Below are 19,962 nucleotides of genomic sequence, written 5' to 3'. Positions count from 1 at the left end.
ATTTCAAAGAACGACTATGATTTTTTAGTGGACACTAATGTAATTATATAAAGAAGTAACTACTCTGTAATTATTAGTCTAAAATAAATTTTCCAACTTTACAATGAACTATACCAAATCTCCATCATATCCCCCTTTCTTATTATGGCTAGTTTTTATATACTCATTTTCAGAGTAGAGTATCACTATTTTGGAAAACAGTTTATGATTGGACACTTATATGAGATGCTATCATATTATCCATAAAATGCTGCTATAACATTACACTTCAACAAAAAAGTCTTACTTCATTATCCTTGATTAGTCCATTATATAAAATAACAAAGCAAAGAATATTACTACTAGTATAGGATATATAATTTTCCCCCATTTTTCTTGTATATCAGATATATTTGACGTAACTTTGCCACGTTTTGTAATCTATACGCCACCACGAACCTCTTCCCCCATGTGGCAGGCAGTAGCGTAGCGTACTTTAAACTCTTCAGACAACAACGCTCCAAAATCAAAAATTAGTATGAAATTTAGACAAGGACTTATGGTCTGTTGCCTATTGTGCTGTGTCCTCAAAGCACAAGCGCAATACTCCATGGGGAATACCGGGCAACTGAATATCCCCACAGCAGACATGCAGGAAGCCGGCACCTTTATGGGAGGTGGTAATTATCTGCCGGACGGCATGACACCGTTCAACTTCAATACCGGAAATTATTTCGTGAATATGACCTTCCTCTCGTTTGTGGAATTAAGTTATCGGTGCACATTATTGAAAACCAGACGATATGACGGGAAAAGAGGATATTTCCAGCAAGACCGGTCGATGACTGCACGTATACGACCATTGAAAGAAGGGAAATACCGGCCAAGTCTAGTAATAGGTGTAGACGACCCCTTCAAAAATACCGGAACAAACTATTTTGCCACTGTCTACGGCGCTCTTACCAAAGGCTTCTCCATTGCCCAAGGTGACCGTCTTGCTGTGACAGCAGGCTACTACATCCCACTGAATGATCACAGCATAAAGGACGGTCCTTTCGGAGGTATCAGCTACTCTCCTACTTTCTGCCGGGAAATGACTGTCATGGCCGAATATGATTCGGAAGGTTTCAATGTGGGAGCCGCCGCCAGATTATGGAAGCATTTCTCCATCCATGTGTTTACCAGAGAATTCAACAGCATATCGGGAGGAATACGGTATGAATGCAGGTTGTTGCACTAAGAGAGGGATTAGGGATTGGAGAATAGGATGAAAAACAAGAGAAAAAACAGTTTGAAGTGGATACTGGCAGTATGGTTCTGTGGCATTTCTGCAATGGCAGATGCTCAAGTGACAGAGAGCCTGAAAGCCATCGGAATGGAAAATATACAATGTGCACAGACCCCAGGGGTAACCACTGTAAGTTTTGAGAACAACGTATATAGAAGTACCTACACCGGAGTGGGCAAAGCCATAGATGCCTGCTTGGGAAGCGAGACAAAGGGCGATTTGCAATTGGTGGTACTGGAAAACCGGATTCCCAGGCTTTGCATCAATCTGCCGGATACACTGACGGCAGCATACAGAAACGGAGAAATTAGCCTGACACAAGTATATCAGCAAATGGGGATTACAGTAGATACGGATCCTGCCATGAAGGCATTGAAAAATGCCGGTCAGGAAGAAGTGCCGTCTGCCTGGAAGGTGGATTTGGTGATATACCCCGATTTGTTTTTGGAGAACAATACGTTTGACGAACTGTATACATATGCCATCAACCTGAATCCGGCAGTGGAAATGGCTCTATGGAAAGGTGGGAAAATGACCGCACAAGTGATACTGCCCGTAGCCACCAATCTGAGTGGAGAGATGAAACGGATAAGACCGGGAATCATAGCTCTATCGCAGGATGTACGCTTCAGGCACAACATCTTCGGGAAAATGACGGTGGGTAACTTCACCAACAACAGATATGGTGCACAACTGGAAATAAAATACCGTACAAACAACGGACGCTGGGAACTGGGCGGAACGGCAGGCTCCACCGGTTTCTCCGCCATCACCCGGGAAGACGGCTGGTATATAGGCAGAAAACAGCGTATCAATGCCTCACTGAATGCTTCGTACTACGAACCACGCCTCAACTTGCAGTTCGACTTGAAAGCAGGAAGATATATTTACGGTGATTATGGAGTGAGAGGAGACTGTACGCGGCACTTCGGAGAGTATGCCATCGGCTTGTATGCCCTTTGTACAGACGGAGAGATAAACGGAGGATTTCATTTTGCCATCCCCCTGCCGGGAAAAAAATGGAGTAGAAAAGGATTCTTCAGAGTAAAACCGGCTGACTACTTTGCATGGGCATACGGCATGGTGGCAGATGGAGAGTACATAGAAAAACAACTGGGAAAAAGTTACAGTACACGCCCTAACGAAAACCGAAGCAGCAACTTCTACCAGCCGGACTATATACGCTATTTCCTTATAAAGGAACTGCAAAAAGAAAAATCGAAATAAGTATAATTTAAACAGATTAGTTTTATCAAATGACGAAAATTATGAAAAAGAAAAGTTTATTTTTAGGAGGTGCATTGATGTTTGCAATAACCTTCAGCACAACAGTCCTTACATCTTGCCACGATGACGACAAGAAGTATGAAGAAGTGGAAGACCCGCTAAGAAGTCAAACAGCCTACTACATTGCAGGTACCATTACCGATGCCAACGGTCCATTGTCAGGAGCCACCGTAAAAAGCGGCGAATACTCTGCCACAACCGATGCAAAAGGCGTATACTCACTGACTGTGAACAAAACCGGCATCTACACGCTCACCGTAACAGCTGAAGGACATGATGACTACGAGGCCACAGCAGAATTTACAGACGGAACAGCCAACCACAGCTTGATGGTGGTAAATGTAAAAATGTCAACAACCATAGAATTCGGCGAGATGCAGGAGGCTGACGGAAGCACCATTGAGACTCCGAAAATAGAAAATCCGGAAAAGGAGAATGCCGCCACCATCAACATACCCACCGGAGGTACGGAAGAAAACACCAAGATTGCAGCCGTCGTGTTTGAAGAGGCACGTGAGGCCAATCCGGCAACTTCCACACAACCGGAAGCATCAAAGGCTTCTGTAAATAACGTAGCCATCAAGACAGAGCCGGCTGACGCTGTTGCCAAGGAAGATATCATCATTGCCATTCCCAATCCGTCGACTGATGCCAACCTGGGCTATTTTGATCCGGAAAACATGGAAGTGGAATCCAGCGAGGCGCCTGCAACCAGAGCCGCTGCTAAAACCGTAGGATTCAACAATAACAATTACATCATTACCATTCCGCAAGGCGAGAAGATAGCCGGCAAATATTCACCTAGAGTGAAATTTACCAAACAAGCTGCCGCCAGTGTAGCAGACGGCTACAACGAAGTGAATGGAAAAGCCGAGGTAATCAAGATTGAGAACAGAGATTACGATGCGCTGGAAAACATCATCCTGACCCTTAAAATCAAGAACGGATGGGACTATACCGTTTCTCCGGCTGAAGCGCTGAAAGCTGCAGGAGCATCCGATGCACTGGCCACATACATCAACAACTACATTGAAACTGAAGAGGGAGGTACGAACGGTTCTTATGAAATTGAACAAAAGCTGACTGCAAGTGTCAGTGGCAACCATGTACTGCTGTATGGCAGCAAGCGCATGGTACGCGTGAAGACATATACCTTTAAAGTAGTGGTAGGCAACCAGAGCAAAGACGTAAAAGTAGAGCTGAAAAGCTACACGGGACATCAGGAAGAATATTCAAACAATCCGGTCAGCCAGCACTCCGGCGGCACCACAGGCGGTCAAGGATAATTTTTTCCACAGTCTGAAACCAATAAAAGCTATTCATTTATGACCATAGCCGTTGATTTTGACGGTACCATTGTAGAACACCGCTATCCCCAGATAGGAGAAGAAATTCCCTTTGCCACCGCTACGCTGAAGATGCTGATAAACGAGCGTCACCGGCTGATTTTATGGTCGGTACGTGAAGGGAAACTCCTGGAGGAAGCTGTGGAATGGTGCAGGGAACGGGGTGTGGAATTCTATGCCGTCAACCGGGACTATCCGGAAGAAGACATCGCACACATCGGTTTTTCACGCAAAGTAAAAGCCGATCTCTTTATCGATGACCGCAACCTGGGCGGACTGCCTGACTGGGGAAGCATCTACCGCATGGTGCATGACGGGCTGACCTACGAAGAACTGTTTCGCGAAAACAGTGAACCAGTCCGGCAGAAAAAGAAGGGCTTTTGGGCACGTTTGAAAAAATAATATCCGAATGAGATTTTTGACTTATGTCAATTCATAACCCGCAAAAACCTTCTAATTTTGTACTCGAAATAGAGAAAGATTAGTTTTTATAAGAGTAAAGAGATTAGTTTTTAGGGTGCACTAAAAAAATAGGCAATATCCACAATGGTTATTGCCTATTTTTATATATAGCCGGAAGCCAAGTACATCAATACAGACTTCCTTGACCGACTTCCGTAAAGAGCTTCGACAACTTCTCCACCACCGGTTTCATATAACGTTCTCCTTTCTCGGCAGAAGCTTTTTTGGGGTTCCCTACCCCGCTGTCGACTGTAGCCTTATCCCAATGGCGAGGAGCCCAGCCAACCTTTTCATTCAAGGAAGGAATGGCAAACGGTTTGGATTCCCCGTCACCGGCCTCATCCAAATTCACCAGCTCGGGATGGTAATGCATCATGACGGAAGTCTCAGACTCGCCGGCATGGTCGTCGACAACAGCCTCAAAGTAGTCTTTGGGAGGGACGATGCTGAACCAGTCGGCAGCGATAATCAGAAAATCGGGATACACAAACGCCAGGTCACGAATCATTCCCTTGAAGTTGTTGCCGCCATGACCGCTGAGAATAATCAGCTTACGCATGCCTTGTGCATAGAGGGAGGCAACTATGTCTTCCAGAATGGCCTGCTGGGTGGAATAGCGGGTATGGATGCAGAACGGAAGTTCGCGCTGCCCCGGATTGTGTGCACCGAAAGGTACGGGAGGCATCACCATACAGCGTACACCGGAATTCTGCAAAGCCAGTGCAGCCGCATCTACGGCAATATCATGCGGCAGAATACAATCAGTGAGATAAGGCAGATGCAGATTATGGGGCTCCGTAGCTCCCCAAGGTAGGATGACAACGTCATACTTCACTCCTTTCACCTTTCCATAGCAGGAAACAGTAAGGTCAATTTCTCTTTTTTCCATGATAGTTTATTTTGGGGGTAAATCTTTACCGCAAAAATAAACATTATTCCGTCACATTGAACCTATTGCCGGCGATATTCTTTAGGTGACATGCCAGTGTGATGCTTGAAATACTTGCCAAAGAACGACTGGTTGGCAAAGTGCAGCTCGTCTGCAATTTCCTGAATGCTCAGCTCGGAAGACTTCAACAAGGCTTTGGCTTCCAAAACGACGAGACTGTCAATCCATTCGCCCGCCGTCTTTCCGCTGATTTCCTTCACTACGGTGGAAAGGTGCTTGGCAGTGAGGAACATCTTATCAGCATAGTAGGACACACTGCGCTCTTCCTTATAGGACTCGGAAATAGCACGGATAAAGCGCTCGAACAAGTCTTCCTTCCTGCTTTTGGGAATGCGTTCCTGGATGACATGTCCTTGATAGATATTATATATCTCATAAAAAAGGGCCAACAGCAACCCCTGAGTGATTTCCTTACGGAAAGGATTGTCTTTCAGCTTCACCTTGCTCCAAAGAAAAGAGTGATACTCCTGAAACGATTGGGATTCCTCCGGAGTGATGTGAACGAAGGGCCGCTCCTTAATCATGAAAAACATAGGGAAAAGCTGTTGCATGGTAGGTATCACCATATCCATAAAATCCCTTGAGACGGCAATGAAAAGACCGGAAAAATCATCGGAACGCTCGCGTTGCAGAACAATCTGGTCGGGAAGAATAATACCCAACATACCTTCCCGCATTTCACATTGCTGCAGGTTGAGTTCCAGTTTGCACCACCCTTTCAAGCAGACAGTCAGGCAAGCAGCATTCAAACGGGTGGGATAAGAGCTCAAAGGCATATCCTTGATGTCATTAAAAATAGCAAAATCATTGCCGATGAAATCAATCATCGGCAAATGATGTATCTGGGAAATGTCTACATTCCGTATTCTCTTAGTATCCATGGTTTTTGTGCTTTGGCGACAAATGTAGGACTATTTTGCGGAATTTAGCTCTAAAAATTCTTAAATGGAAACTTTTAGTTCATTATCTTGAAACCGATAAAAAAGGTTCTCGGCTGCGTCGGTCCGTAGAAATAACCCGCATCGCGGAATTCCCCTTTATCCAGGTCTTTCTGGAAACTGTTAAAGATATTCTGTACACCCGTATTCAACTGAAGCTTGATATGGTCGTGAAGCACAAACGTATAGTTCAACTTCACATTCAGATCCAGAAATTGGGGAGTATGCTCCATGCGGTCTGAAGTGATATTACAGAAGGCACCCTCGGGAGCATCTTCCGGTGCGTAGTGCGGAACAATCATCTTTCCCGTATAAGTGCCGGAAAGAGAGAAATCAAAATTCTTTACCGGTGCGGAAGAGAAAGTGAAGTACCCGTAATAATCCGGTGTACGGGGCATGCGCTTAGTGGTAAGGTCTTTTCCGTCCACCTTTGTCCAAGCTTCCTCATGGGTATAGCGGCTGCGCTGTGCCGTAAATCCGAGTTGGAACTGCGCCTCCTTACCATGGGCAATCCTCGCATCCAGATTGGCACCATATACACGTGCACCGTTTCCGTTGCGGCGCTCCTTAATAACATCCCCTACTTCGTTCTTGCCGATATCTTCGAGCACAAAGACATGGCGCAGGTCTGTATAGAAACCTTCCACCAGAATGTTTGCCTGCCAGTGCCCCAAATGGGCAGTCCAGTCTACCGAACCGCTGTAACTGTTGGAACGCTCTTCACGCAGATTGTCGGACAGTTTGATTTGGACACCCTTACCTCCTACTGCCGTTACGTGCAAGTCCTCATCGTATGCCTGCGGAGCACGGAAACCGGTAGAATAAGTCAAGCGTGCCTGAAAATCATCTGTCGGCTTGTAGAGCAGGTTGACGCGAGGACTGAAAATAAGCTTGTCAATCAGGTTGTGCTTGTCCAGACGGGCGCCGACCAACATGGTCAGTACATTCATTTTCCACTCATTCTGCACGAAAGCACTGGCAATGCGGACATCCTGCTCCATGTCACGATGATAGCCGGTCATAATGTCATGCAGGGAGTTGTTCTGATATTCCAGTCCGCCGGTGAAGGTAGCGGGAGCAAAGAAGCAGTTGTCCATATTGCCCACGTACATGCCGCCGGCAACCCAGGTCAGGTCTTTCGTCTTGCCGTAGGCATTCATGTTCTTTTGGGCACCATAGTAGCTGTTGCGGTCGGTGTGCTGGATGGAGGTGTAAGCCGAAATCTTATGCTTGTACTCTTTCCAGAACAAATCATAGCTCACGCCTCCGCTATTGATGATATGCTTGGTCTGCTCGGTGATGTCCGTCTCATGCGGCTGCAAATCAAATTTATTACCTCCACGACGAAGTTCGTTAGTGGTATGGTATTCCAGATTGATGCGGCTGAAATGCGTAGGACGGTAATAGGCGCGGAAACCGAAGGTATTCATGTTCAGCTTGCCCAGCTCGGAAAAGCCATCGCCATCGCGGTCGTAGGGGTTACGGTTGCGGTAACTCTCATAAAGGGCAATGCCGTAGGAGTTATCTTTGGCAACCAGCGATACATTGCCACCCATATATTGCTCCCAGGACTTGCCGTCCATATTGGAGAACATACTCGATACCTGGAAGGAATTGTTGATGGGATCTTTGGTTATGATGTTGATGGTGCCTCCCACAGCATTAGCTCCAAACAAGGCAGAGCCTCCACCACGCACCACTTCTACCCGTTCAATCATGTTCACGGGGATTTGCTCCAGTCCGTACACACCGCTCAATGCACTGATGATGGGACGGCTGTTTATCAATATCTGCGAATACGGACCTTCCAAGCCATTGATGCGCACCTGGGGGAAACCACAGTTCTGGCAGTTGTTCTCCACACGCAAGCCCGACTGGTAGTTCAGTGTCTTGGCAAGGTCGGTGGAGTTGACCATCTCGAACAATTTGGTACTCATCACATTCACGACTACCGGAGCTGCCTTGCGGCTTACCTCGTTGCGGTTGGCAGATACCACCACTTCATCGGTCATAAAACTCTCCTCTTCCATCGGGAAATGTATGACGGCAGTAAAGTCCTTGCTCACCGTCACTTCCTTCTCTTGGGTCTTATAGCCCACGGCAGACACACGGAGCTTGTATTTTCCCGCCGGAAGCTTGCGGAACTCAAATTGTCCTTCTTCATTAGAAACCGTTCCCTGACCGCTGCCGATAATCAAAACCGTAGCATACGGTATATTTTCCTCCGTACCTTTCACTATCACATGGCCGGAAATCATATTGCCTTCCTTTATAGGATTTACGGCAAAAGCTACGCTGGCACTTACCACTGCAAGTACCAACGCCAAAATGTATTGTTTCATCAAATTAGCGCTCTAAATAAAAAAATAATTCAAGTCTGAAAAAAGATAATAATCCGCAATGCCGCACTTCTTTCACTGAAATACCGGACATTCGAGACTAAAACACCTGGTATCTACATGCAAAAAATCCAGGCGTTTTTAAACCTAATGACTATGAAAAAAGAGCGGGAGGAGCGCGAAGGGAAAGAGTACGTATAACTTCCCCCTTTACAGTAGGCGTTGCCGGTTTGGCTCTGAGCATGGCCAGCAAAGGACGCATCGGGTGCTGAACCTCATACACATCCACTCCGGAAGAGTAGAATGCCGACAAATGCCCGATGACCAGAAGGGAAGTCTGGGAGTGAGAGTGTGTGCCATGAAAAGGGTGCGAGTGCGTTATCATCACCCCATTCACATAATGGACGTGAGTGAACGCGGTGATGCTTGCCTGGTACATGATAAACAGTACCAGCAAGCTCAATGCGCCTATAATTTTTTTCTTCTGCTTCACGTCCAAAAACTTACATTATAGATTCTGAGCCGCAAAGATAGTGAATTATTCTTTAACTTTGCCAAACAAGAACTCATAATCACGCATGGAAGCCGGAGCCACCCATTCTTCGGGAATAAACTTCCACTGATTCAGCGCACGCGGTTCAATCACCTTCTTTCGCTCGATGTACTGCATCAGATAATAGCGTAAGTCCTTATCCGTAGAGTGGATGATGCGCTCCTTCAATTCATCCTGCGAGATGCCGGAACCCTTTGTCAGCAATTCGCCGCCACCGTTTCCGCGATAAGAATTCACCGCTACCTTATACATTTTATCCATATCGAACGGGGTACCGTCTGCCATGCTGAGAATGGTTACCTTCTCCCCATCCGGCTTGGTCACATCCACCGTGTAGATAATACCCGCCGCAGAATCGAAGTTGAAACTGAAATTTTTGAATGAGGCCCTATCCGTAGCACCTTCGCGACGTTTCTCACGGAAGAGCAGGATATGGTCGTCCGGAGACTTCATCCGATTGGTCCACAAATCATACGACATCTCCAAGGCATCGCGTATCTCCTTTCCCGTCAAACGCATGGTGTAAAGCATATTTTCGTACTTATACAGATTGAACATATCGTTCACAAAAATGTCTCCTTTACGGATTTCCGTATCATAGGACAAAGGAGCCGCAAAAGAAATATCCGCTCCGCTGATTGCCAACTGCAACTCATGGATAAGGTCTATAAAAGCGGAAGAACCGAAATAGGCAGGACGTGTGGAGATGGTCTCGGTAAAGGAACCTATCTTCTTGGAAACAAAATTCTGCACAGCTTCATTTTCGGGGGCAAAGCGTTGCATGAACTCTTCGCTGATGCCGTAGTCTTTCGTATCGGACAGTATGCCGTCTATCTTCTTGCCAACAACCTTGCCGTCACGCAATTTCAAGGTTATATCCACATTACTCACAACGGCACCGTTGCTGGCAGGGTCCATCACCAGTACCGAGTCACCGGCTATGTTGCACACCCTCTTGCATTCGCGCGCATGGTCGTGCCCCATTAGGACAATATCGAATCCCGGCACGTTGCACGCCACTTCTACGGAAGCGTTTTCGCGATACTTGCCTCCCATCAGCTGGGCATCCTGGCCGGCATGGAACATACCGATAACCAAATCAGGCTTTTCCTGCTCACGGATAATCTTCATCCATTTGCGGGCAGTCTCCTCCATATCGTCGAAACGCAACCCTTTCCACAGATTCTCTGAAAGCCATACAGGAATGGCAGGAGTTATCATACCGAGAACCACAATTTTCACTCCGTCACGTTCCAGCACCTCATAGGGTTTGAAATGGGTTTCTCCGGTAGCAGTATCCACAATATTGGCACCCAATATCGGAAAACGGCAGTCACCTGCCCAACGGTCGAAAACGGTACGGCCGGTCTCTACGTCATGGTTACCCATATTGCCGGCATTATACCCCATGAAATTCATCATCTCCGCTGCCAGATGAGGGGCAACGGTATCTATGTAATTATAATAATAGGCTGTGGGCTGTCCCTGCAGAATGTCACCATTGTCCAAGAGAATCAGATTTTTGCCATAAGCCTCACGTTCTTTTTGCACCAAAGCATGCACACGTGCCAGACTGCCGGTTGCCTCCCGGCGGCGTATAAAGTCGTAGGGATAGTAATTTCCGTGTATATCACTGGTCTGTACGACTTTCAGTTTCACCTCTCTTTCCTGCGCAGGCAGTATGCTTGTCAGGACAAAAATCCAGATAAAAAAACAACTAAATCTTTTCATTATATTTCCTTATTTCTTGTCGGTTCTTATAAGTTCATAGGATGGGTAAACATAAACCGCGCTCCATCCGTATAGGCAGGATCTATCCAAATCTCGCCGCCCCACTTCTCAACGGTCAGCTTACAGATGGACAAGCCCAAGCCGGTTCCCTGCACATATTCGTTCAGCTTCTCGAAACGTTCGAACACCCGTTTCTGTTTGTCCAATGGAATGCCGCAACCGGTGTCAGTCACCGAGAATACTGCAACATTCCTCGCCGTATCCAGCTCCAGCTTCAAGGTTATCGTACCTTCTTTTGTAAACTTGTCCGCATTGGAAAGCAGATTTATCACAACCTGCTGTAAACGCTGCACATCCGTCCGCATCTCCACTACCTCACGTTCACACTCAAATAAGAATTGATTGGTCGACCTGCGTGCCTGGGCCACGGAAGCTACTACCTGCTGGCATATCTGCACTACATTGCAGCTCTCCAAAGAAAGGATGACGCGGTCGGCCTCCAAACGGGACACATCCAATATGTCATTAATCAACCGAAGCAGCAAATCAGAGTTGGTCCTAATAATCTCGAAATAGCCACGCTGTTCTTCTTCCGAGGCTCCTCCGGCAGACAGCACGTCCGAGAAGCCCACAATCGCATTCAATGGCGTACGGATTTCGTGGCTCATATTGGCAAGGAAAGCACTCTTCAGACGGCTGGATTCTTCGGCACGGTCTTTTGCTTCGCGCAAGGCACCCTCGGATACCTCCAGTTCATCCTTCAACTTCTTTGTATGATAATAAAAGTAAAGGGAAACGAACAAACCGCCCAACAGCACCAACAGAACAGCACCGACAGACCAGATATGATACTTGTACTGTTCGTAGAAAGAAGGGGTTACGTTCAGCATCTTTACCGGCTGCGGAAGGCCGGCGATATTCAGTTTCTTTTCCTTCACGAGCTTGCCGTCCAGTATGGTCTCATTCGGAATGACTTCCATATGAGTATTCCCATCCTGCGGGTCAGTCAGCAGACGATAAGATTGCCTTGCCATCTCCTTGCCCAAAGCACGGTAGGCAGGAACGATGCCTGCCACAGCCCAGTATCCCAAACCGGCAGAACTCAAAGAGAATGTGGGCAAGGCTGGAGCAGCTTCCATCATGGCATAAGTAGCATTACGCATAAAATAGCCATCATTCATATCCACGCGCCACGTCCCCATTAATACTGCCGTATGTTCCGGCAGTTCATGCAACCTATCACAAATAGTATATATTGTATTGACACGTCCGTCAAGCAGTATCAGATCCAATTCGGGAAATTTCTTCATTTCCTTCACTACATAAGCTTGCATAGCAACACCACCATAACTGTTGTCTGATATAAAAGCGATATTCTCGGTGTCAGGATACATCTGCTTTACCATGTTGATATTCGCCTCCACATCATACTCATAAACGAAGCCGGCCTTGATAGGTGAATCCGGAAAATCCGTGAAAAAATCTACGGATTCAGGCATCCAAGTCTTCAAATCGATGGTATCTCCCGGCAACAATATGGCGTTCCGGCTGGATAGCGCACTCACTACCGGAGTATTGCCGCGTACTGAGTCTTCCAAAGAAAGGTAGGCAGCCCAAGCTTCCTGCCCAATAAGAACAATCAATGCCGGACTTTTATCATTCTGGTATTTGGATAATAGCCCTGCCATTCTCTTTTCCCAAAAAGGAGCTTCGGAAAAACTTTTGCAATTCATGTTTTCCAATGCAACGGTATTCGTCCCTCCTAAACGTTGGAATTCCTCCATAAAGTCAGAGATATTGCTGGAAGTCCGACCGGCATCCGGATTATAGGAACTGATAATCAATACCGGATGCTCTCCCGTAATCGAGAAAGCAGGCAAAAGGCAGCAGAAAAGCGCTACCACGCATGGTAATATTGTACGATATATGTGTTTCAATTGATTGATTCGTTTAATTGCTCCATAGCTTTGACAAATATAGATAAAAGTTGGAACCTAAAGAAAAAACAACAATTGTTTTTTGTACTTTTGGCACCTATTATAAAATGAGATACAAAATGATACAAGATTTTCATCAAATGATATCTGCCGCTCTCGGCATATCAGAAAGACAAATAAGCCAGACCCTCGGCCTGCTGGAAGATGGAGCGACAATTCCTTTCATCAGCCGCTACCGAAAGGAAGTGACGGGAGGACTGGACGAAGTGCAGATTGAATCCATAAAGACCCACTACGAAAAGCTGAGCGAAACAGCCAAACGTAAAGAAACCATCCTCAACACCATACAGGAACAAGGCAAACTGACCGCCGAACTTCAGAAGCGTATCGAGGAGACCTGGGACAACACCCTACTGGAGGATATCTACCTTCCCTACAAACCCAAACGGAAAACACGTGCCGAAGCAGCCCGCCAAAAAGGACTGGAACCCCTCGCCACCTTGCTGATGCTGCAACGTGAACCTCATCCGGAGGAACGCGCCGCCAGTTACGTGAAAGGAGACGTGAAGAACGTGGAAGATGCACTGAAAGGTGCCCGTGACATCATAGCCGAGCATGTTAGCGAAGACGAACGTGCCCGAAACAGCGTGCGCAACGCATTTGCCCGCCAAGGCACACTGACCGCCAAGGTGGTGAAAGGCAAAGAAGAGGAAGCGACCAAATACCGCGACTACTTCGATTGCTCCGAATCGTTGAAGCGATGCAGCTCCCACCGCCTGCTCGCCATCCGGCGTGCCGAAGCGGAAGGCCTGCTGAAAGTCAGCATCAGCCCAGACGATGAGGAGTGCGTGGAACGGCTGGAACGCCAATTCGTGCGGAGCAACAACCCCTGCGGACAGCAAGTGGCGGAAGCCGTGCAGGATTCCTACAAACGCCTATTGAAGCCATCCATAGAGACGGAATTCGCCACGCAAAGTAAGGAACGTGCTGATGAGGAAGCCATCAAGGTATTTGCCGAAAACCTCCGTCAGTTGTTGCTGGCTTCACCACTGGGGCAAAAGCGTGTGATGGGTATAGACCCCGGATTTCGTACGGGTTGTAAAGTTGTGTGCCTCGATGCACAAGGAAATCTGCTCCACAATGAGAACATCTACCCCCACCCTCCGGTCAGCAAGCAGAAAGAGGCATTTGCCAAGCTGCAAATGATGATAGAGTCTTATAAGATAGATGCCGTAGCCATAGGTAACGGAACTGCCAGCCGCGAGACGGAGGAGTTCTTGAAACATCAGCGCTTCAACCGCGACATACAGATATTCATCGTCAGCGAGCAGGGAGCTTCCATCTATTCGGCCTCTAAAATTGCACGGGACGAGTTTCCCGACTACGACGTCACCGTACGCGGTGCTGTGTCCATAGGCAGACGACTGATGGACCCGCTGGCAGAGTTGGTAAAGATTGACCCGAAATCTATTGGTGTGGGGCAATACCAGCATGATGTGGACCAAACCAAGCTGAAAAAATCACTGGACCAGACCGTAGAAAACTGTGTAAACTTGGTAGGTGTCAACCTGAACACCGCAAGCAGCCATCTACTGACCTACATCTCGGGATTGGGTCCGCAACTGGCACAGAACATTGTGAACTATCGCGCCGAAAACGGTGCCTTCACCTCGCGCAAGGAACTGATGAAAGTACCTCGTATGGGTGCCAAGGCGTTTGAGCAATGTGCCGGCTTCCTACGCATTCCGCAGGCAAAGAATCCGCTGGACAATACTGCCGTACACCCGGAAAGCTATTGCATCGTAGAACAAATGGCAAAGGACTTGGGTTGCAGCGTAGCCGAGCTGATAGCCAACCGGGAGCTGCGTCTGAAGATTAATCCGGAACGCTACCTCTCCCCCACCGTGGGCATGCCGACACTGAAAGACATCCTGCAAGAGCTGGACAAGCCCGGACGTGACCCACGCGGACCGATAAAAATATTTGAATTTGATAAGAACGTGCGCACCATCAGCGACCTGCGCGAAGGCATGGAATTGCCCGGCATCGTAGGAAACATCACCAACTTCGGCGCATTTGTCGATATAGGCATCAAGGAAAACGGACTGGTACACCTCTCCCAACTCGCCGACAGATTCATATCAGACCCTAATGAAGTAGTGTCCATTCATCAACATATACGCGTAAAGGTACTCAGCATAGATATGGACCGGAAACGCATACAGCTGACAATGAAAGGAGTGGAACAGAATTAGTGATTAGGGATTAGGGATTAGTGATTAATGGTTAGTGGTTAATGGTTAGTGGTTAATGGTTTCCGTATTAATCATTAATCCCTAATCACTAATCCCTTATAATAGTGTCTTAAGATAATTACTGTACCAAGCACTAAAAGTAGTGAACACAGAATAGAGCCTTCGAACCCGAAAGTTCCTCCATTTATCAGATTTTCTTCCGGAAAGTGAAGAATCAGCAGATTCTTATTGCTAAATTCATTTCCACTGACTTTATATCCCAAAACAGAACCTTGAATCCAGTTCCAGAACCAATGCAAGGCAATGGGGAAACAGAGGTTACGCGTGTATATATAGGAAGCTCCCAAGAAACAACCCGCCAGCATGATATTCAAAAACGGGACGAAGGCAAAGCTGGGATTGAAAAGATGCATCAACGAAAATAACACCGCAGAGATAAGCAATGCCACAAACTTATTGACGCCTCCATCCAGCATACGCCCTAAAATGAAACCGCGTCCAATAACTTCTTCCGTAACTGCCACTAAAAAATAAAGCAAAAGACTCGACAACAACGAAATGGGAGAAAACAAGACCCCTGCCACTTCCACAGCCCCCAACAATAAAGACAAGCCAAAACCAACTACATACAAGAACACGACAAACAAAGCTCCGTTCAGCAGGCTTCTGCCCCATCCCTTCAAAGACAAGCCCAAGCTCGAAAAAGGAAGCTTCCTGAAGCCCAGCACCATACAAGCGGCAATAAGCCCACTGGCCAACATCAAGACTTCATTCAACATCATTAAATAGACGCTCATCCCACCAGCTTGTGTCTTCAACTCAGGGAAAGCAATCGCAAAAGGTATGGCAAACAAAAACAGAAAAATCATAAAAAGTACAGTAAACAGTACTATATCAACGAATGCCAGCCAAATACGTTTTGTTTTACTCATAGCAACACACTCTTCCTTCACCGTTTCTTCCGTCTCCATTTGTATCTCATTTTGATTAATATCCGACAAAAATAATAATAAAAAGAAAAAACTTCATGTATTCCTGCCGGTTTCTTCTTATATTTGAAAAATCAATCTGGAATCGACAAACATGAAACTAAGAAAAATACTTTTAGCCGTTGCCGGACTGGCGTTAATGCTGAATGCCTCGGCACAAAAATCCAAAAGATACTACGTGGCCAAACCTGGCACCCTGGTGGAACTGATGACAGAAGCGGAAGCCAATGAAATCACCCAACTGACCCTGCAGGGCAAGCTGAATGCCGTAGATTTCAGGCATCTACGGGATGAATTCAAAAACCTGCAACTGCTGGACATTTCCAATGCCTCCATCAGCATGTATGCAGGCAAGAACGGGACTTATCCAAACCGTTTTTATGTATATCCTGCCAATTGCATTCCGGCATATGCCTTCTGCAAGCAAATGGACGACAGTACCTTCATCGGCAAGGAGACACTGACCAGGATTATCCTTTCCGACAAGACCAAGAACATCGAAGATGCTGCCTTTAAGGGATGCAAAAATCTCAAGATATGCCAGATACGGAAGAAAACGGCTCCCAATCTGTTGTCCGAAGCATTGGCCGATAGCGTTACAGCCATATTTGTTCCATTGGGATGCAGTGACTCCTATCGTACCAAAAAGAAATGGGAGACCTTTGCATTCATTGAAGGAGAACCACTGACAGTAAATGTGCAGATTGGTAAAATGGGCAGCCTTGCCAGCGAACTGTTAAGAGCCGGATTTCAGCCCAAAGACGTTAACTTTCTGACCGTTGAAGGAAAAATGGACGAAGCCGACTTCACATTGATACGCGACTATATGCCCAATCTGGTTTCCATCGACATGACCAACAGTAATGCCACTGCAATTCCCGACTATACTTTCACCCAAAAGAAGTATCTGCTGAACGTACGGCTCCCGCAAGAGCTTAGAAGCATTGGACAGCGTGCATTCAGTGGCTGCGGCCGTTTGTGCGGCACGCTGGTGCTTCCTGCCAGTGTAACCGCCATTGAGTACGGAGCATTTATGGGATGCGACAACCTGCGCTATGTGCTTGCCACGGGGAATAAGATTACCACGTTAGGCGACAACCTTTTCGGCGAAAGCCAAGGCAAAATTATATATAAGGAGAAACAATAACTCAGACTATTCCCCGCCTTAATAAGAACAAAGAGACTCTTTTAATAGCAAAAGAAGGTGTGTCAGAATGATAGCTAAAAATCATTCTAACACACCTTCTTCTTTTTTTCAATATCGCACAAGCCTTTATTAAACAAAAAAGATATGAAAGAAGAATCGTTCCATCATGGCAGAAATATTGTTCCACCGTGGTGAAAAAATCGTTCCACCATGGTGGAACGATTTTTTCCTCATGATGGAACGATTTAAAATATGCTTATTTAGTCCTTAGCTTCCGTTATCACTTTGTTGCGTACATACGTGCACGCAACTCCTTGATGTGGTCTGAAGTGATGTATTCGTCATACTCCATCATCTTGTCGATAATACCGTTCGGAGTCAATTCGATGATACGGTTGGCAACCGTCTGAATGAACTCGTGGTCGTGGGATGAGAAAAGGATATTGCCTTTATAGGTCTTTAGATTATTGTTGAATGCCTGGATAGACTCCAAGTCGAGGTGATTGGTAGGTGTATCCAGAATCAAGCAATTGGCATTGCGCAGCTGCATACGTGCAATCATGCAACGCATCTTCTCACCTCCCGACAATACGCTTGCTTTCTTCAGCACCTCCTCGCCGGAGAACAGCATACGTCCCAGGAAGCTCTTCATATAGACTTCATTGCCTTCACCGAACTGGCTCAACCAGTCCACCAGATTCAGGTCTGTATTAAAGAATGCAGTATTGTCCAGCGGCAGGTAAGCGGTGGTAATAGTCACACCCCAGTTGAAAGTACCTGCATCCGGTTTCATATTCTCGTTGATAATCTCGAACAGGGCGGTCATGGCACGCGGGTCGTGCGAAAGGAATACAATCTTGTCTCCCTTCTCTACGTTGAAGTTGACGTCGCGGAACAGCACCGTACCATCTTCCAGCGTTTTCGTCAAACCGGAAACTTCCAGAATCTGATTACCCGGTTCGCGTTCGGGCGTAAAGATGATGCCCGGATACTTACGTGATGACGGCTTGATTTCTTCTACATTCAGTTTCTCCAACATCTTCTTGCGGCTGGTAGTCTGCTTGCTCTTTGCCACATTGGCACTGAATCGGCGGATAAACTCTTCCAGCTCTTTCTTCTTCTCCTCGGCCTTTGCCTTCTGGTTCTGCTGCTGACGGAGCGCCAGCTGGCTGGACTCATACCAGAAGCTATAGTTACCGGCAAAGAGGTTAATCTTTCCGTAGTCGATGTCCACCGTATGCGTACAAACGGAATCGAGGAAGTGACGGTCGTGGCTCACCACCAGCACCGTATGCTCAAAGTTTGACAAGTAATCTTCCAGCCAAGTCACGGTCTCCATATCCAAGTCATTGGTAGGCTCGTCCAGCAGCAAGTTATCAGGATTTCCATAGAGAGCCTGCGCCAGCATGACACGCACCTTTTCCTTGTTGTTCAACTCACCCATCAGCAGATAATGCTTGTCTTCCTTGATACCCAAGCCACTCAGCAAGGCGGCGGCATCGCTTTCGGCATTCCAGCCGTCCAGCTCGGCAAATTTCTCTTCCAATTCGGAAACCTTCAGTCCATCCTCGTCTGTGAAATCCTCTTTGGCATACAGCACTTCACGCTGCTTCATGATGTCCCACAGCACCGTGTGTCCCATCATCACCGTGTCCATCACCGTAAAAGCATCCCACTTAAAGTGGTCCTGGCTCAAAACGGAAAGACGCTCTCCCGGAGCCAGCATGATGGAGCCCGTCGTAGGGTCCAGCTCCCCGGAAATCGTTTTCAGGAAAGTAGATTTTCCGGCGCCGTTGGCACCGATGATACCATAACAGTTACCACTTGTAAACTTCAGGTTTACGTCATTGAACAACACTCTTTTACCAAACTGTACTGAGACATTAGAGACTGTAATCATCTTTATATTTACGATTTATTTATTTACAATTTACTATTTAATACCTATTAGTCTGCGAATTGCGAGTGCAAAGATAGTTATTTTTCCATGAATAGACACAGAGAAGCGCTGTCAATCTGACATAAAAGTATTACCTTTGCAGCGTTTTCGGCAAAAATATCCGTTTTGGCAAAGTTTTTGCTGGAGCACTAATATCGTATTAACTTAAACCCTTAACAGCAATGAAAGCTAAATCATTTTACAAGAATAATAAGCATAACAATATGAATCCGAAAGAAAAAGAAAACAACCAGGAAGAGGAGCTGAAAACTCAAGCTACTCCTAACGAATGTGACGAAGAAACTGTCGGACAAGAAACTTCACAAGAAAACGAAGCTCCCCTGACAGAAGAAGAAAAGCTCGCCCAGGAACTGGAAAAGGCCAATGAACAGATTGAAGAGCAGAAGGACAAATACCTGCGCTTGTCTGCCGAGTTTGACAATTACCGCAAACGCACCATGAAGGAGAAGGCAGAACTTATCCTGAACGGTGGTGAAAAGAGTATCAGCAGTATTCTCCCCATCGTGGATGACTTTGAACGCGCCCTCAAAAACATGGAAACAGCCACCGACGTAGCCGCCGTAAAAGAAGGCGTTGAACTTATCTACAACAAGTTCATGTCTGTATTGGGACAAAACGGCGTTAAGGTGATAGAAACAAAGGAACAACCGCTCGATACAGACTATCACGAAGCCATCGCCGTGATTCCGGCACCCAATGAAGCACTGAAAGGCAAAATTCTGGACTGTGTACAAACCGGTTACATCCTAAACGACAAAGTGATCCGTCATGCCAAAGTGGTAGTCGGAGAATAACATAAAAC

General features: G+C 46.6%; 15 protein-coding genes. 7 read left to right on the top strand and 8 right to left on the bottom strand.

Annotated elements, in window-relative coordinates; all coding sequences use genetic code 11:
* Positions 1 to 517 precede the first annotated feature (517 nt).
* Genes DW800_RS19075 through DW800_RS19060 form a run of 4 tightly spaced genes read left to right on the top strand, consistent with a single transcriptional unit; the run spans position 518 to position 4,302 of the window.
* A complete protein-coding gene (locus DW800_RS19075) occupies positions 518 to 1,219 on the top strand; it encodes a YjbH domain-containing protein (protein ID WP_181979440.1) in 702 nt (233 codons plus the stop codon).
* A gap of 27 nt (positions 1,220 to 1,246) precedes the next feature.
* Positions 1,247 to 2,494 carry a YjbH domain-containing protein gene (locus DW800_RS19070; RefSeq protein ID WP_117703625.1) on the top strand — a complete coding sequence of 416 codons (1,248 nt, stop codon included), beginning with the start codon at positions 1,247 to 1,249 and terminating at the stop codon, positions 2,492 to 2,494.
* Positions 2,495 to 2,535: 41 nt separating this feature from the next.
* Positions 2,536 to 3,840 carry a carboxypeptidase-like regulatory domain-containing protein gene (locus tag DW800_RS19065; RefSeq protein WP_207814340.1) on the top strand — a complete coding sequence of 435 codons (1,305 nt, stop codon included), beginning with the start codon at positions 2,536 to 2,538 and terminating at the stop codon, positions 3,838 to 3,840.
* 39 nt (positions 3,841 to 3,879) lie between these two features.
* Positions 3,880 to 4,302, top strand: coding sequence for a BT0820 family HAD-type phosphatase (locus DW800_RS19060; protein ID WP_057281816.1), 423 nt, complete (start codon positions 3,880 to 3,882; stop codon positions 4,300 to 4,302).
* A gap of 187 nt (positions 4,303 to 4,489) precedes the next feature.
* Here DW800_RS19060 and DW800_RS19055 read toward each other — a convergent pair whose 3' ends face one another.
* The 6 genes from DW800_RS19055 to DW800_RS19030 form a co-directional block, all read right to left on the bottom strand.
* Positions 4,490 to 5,251: a creatininase family protein gene (locus tag DW800_RS19055; protein WP_057281815.1), complete on the bottom strand. Its 762-nt coding sequence runs from the start codon at positions 5,249 to 5,251 to the stop codon at positions 4,490 to 4,492.
* Between the two features lie 62 nt (positions 5,252 to 5,313).
* Positions 5,314 to 6,192, bottom strand: coding sequence for a helix-turn-helix domain-containing protein (locus DW800_RS19050; RefSeq protein ID WP_005836102.1), 879 nt, complete (start codon positions 6,190 to 6,192; stop codon positions 5,314 to 5,316).
* A 74-nt stretch (positions 6,193 to 6,266) separates the two neighbouring features.
* Positions 6,267 to 8,591, bottom strand: a complete 2,325-nt coding sequence (locus DW800_RS19045) for a TonB-dependent receptor (protein ID WP_117703623.1) — start codon at positions 8,589 to 8,591, stop codon at positions 6,267 to 6,269.
* 151 nt (positions 8,592 to 8,742) lie between these two features.
* The gene (locus DW800_RS19040) at positions 8,743 to 9,081 is read right to left on the bottom strand and encodes a hypothetical protein (RefSeq protein ID WP_009036859.1); all 339 of its coding nucleotides are present in this window, start codon (positions 9,079 to 9,081) and stop codon (positions 8,743 to 8,745) included.
* Positions 9,082 to 9,126: 45 nt separating this feature from the next.
* On the bottom strand, positions 9,127 to 10,872 hold the full coding sequence (locus tag DW800_RS19035) for a bifunctional metallophosphatase/5'-nucleotidase (protein WP_057088204.1): 1,746 nt from the start codon (positions 10,870 to 10,872) through the stop codon (positions 9,127 to 9,129).
* 26 nt (positions 10,873 to 10,898) lie between these two features.
* Positions 10,899 to 12,809, bottom strand: a complete 1,911-nt coding sequence (locus DW800_RS19030) for a sensor histidine kinase (protein WP_117703622.1) — start codon at positions 12,807 to 12,809, stop codon at positions 10,899 to 10,901.
* Between the two features lie 119 nt (positions 12,810 to 12,928).
* Between DW800_RS19030 and DW800_RS19025 the strand changes: the two genes are divergently transcribed.
* Complete coding sequence (locus DW800_RS19025; RefSeq protein WP_117703621.1) at positions 12,929 to 15,064, top strand: Tex family protein; 2,136 nt, start codon at positions 12,929 to 12,931, stop codon at positions 15,062 to 15,064.
* A 74-nt stretch (positions 15,065 to 15,138) separates the two neighbouring features.
* On the opposite strand, the gene DW800_RS19020 is transcribed toward DW800_RS19025, so the two are convergent.
* A complete protein-coding gene (locus DW800_RS19020; RefSeq protein WP_119958275.1) occupies positions 15,139 to 16,035 on the bottom strand; it encodes a CPBP family intramembrane glutamic endopeptidase in 897 nt (298 codons plus the stop codon).
* A gap of 112 nt (positions 16,036 to 16,147) precedes the next feature.
* Between DW800_RS19020 and DW800_RS19015 the strand changes: the two genes are divergently transcribed.
* Complete coding sequence (locus tag DW800_RS19015; protein ID WP_009036854.1) at positions 16,148 to 17,200, top strand: leucine-rich repeat domain-containing protein; 1,053 nt, start codon at positions 16,148 to 16,150, stop codon at positions 17,198 to 17,200.
* Positions 17,201 to 17,480: 280 nt separating this feature from the next.
* On the opposite strand, the gene DW800_RS19010 is transcribed toward DW800_RS19015, so the two are convergent.
* On the bottom strand, positions 17,481 to 19,100 hold the full coding sequence (locus DW800_RS19010; RefSeq protein ID WP_057258978.1) for an ABC-F family ATP-binding cassette domain-containing protein: 1,620 nt from the start codon (positions 19,098 to 19,100) through the stop codon (positions 17,481 to 17,483).
* Between the two features lie 221 nt (positions 19,101 to 19,321).
* Here DW800_RS19010 and DW800_RS19005 point away from each other — a divergent pair, with 221 nt between their 5' ends.
* A complete protein-coding gene (locus DW800_RS19005) occupies positions 19,322 to 19,954 on the top strand; it encodes a nucleotide exchange factor GrpE (RefSeq protein WP_005827933.1) in 633 nt (210 codons plus the stop codon).
* Positions 19,955 to 19,962 lie beyond the last annotated feature (8 nt).

It is taken from the genome of Bacteroides sp. AM32-11AC (genome assembly GCF_003603515.1).
GTDB classification, from domain to species: domain Bacteria; phylum Bacteroidota; class Bacteroidia; order Bacteroidales; family Bacteroidaceae; genus Bacteroides; species Bacteroides uniformis.
Note: the sequence above shows the minus strand (reverse complement) of the source record. Positions and strands in the feature narration are given on the sequence as shown.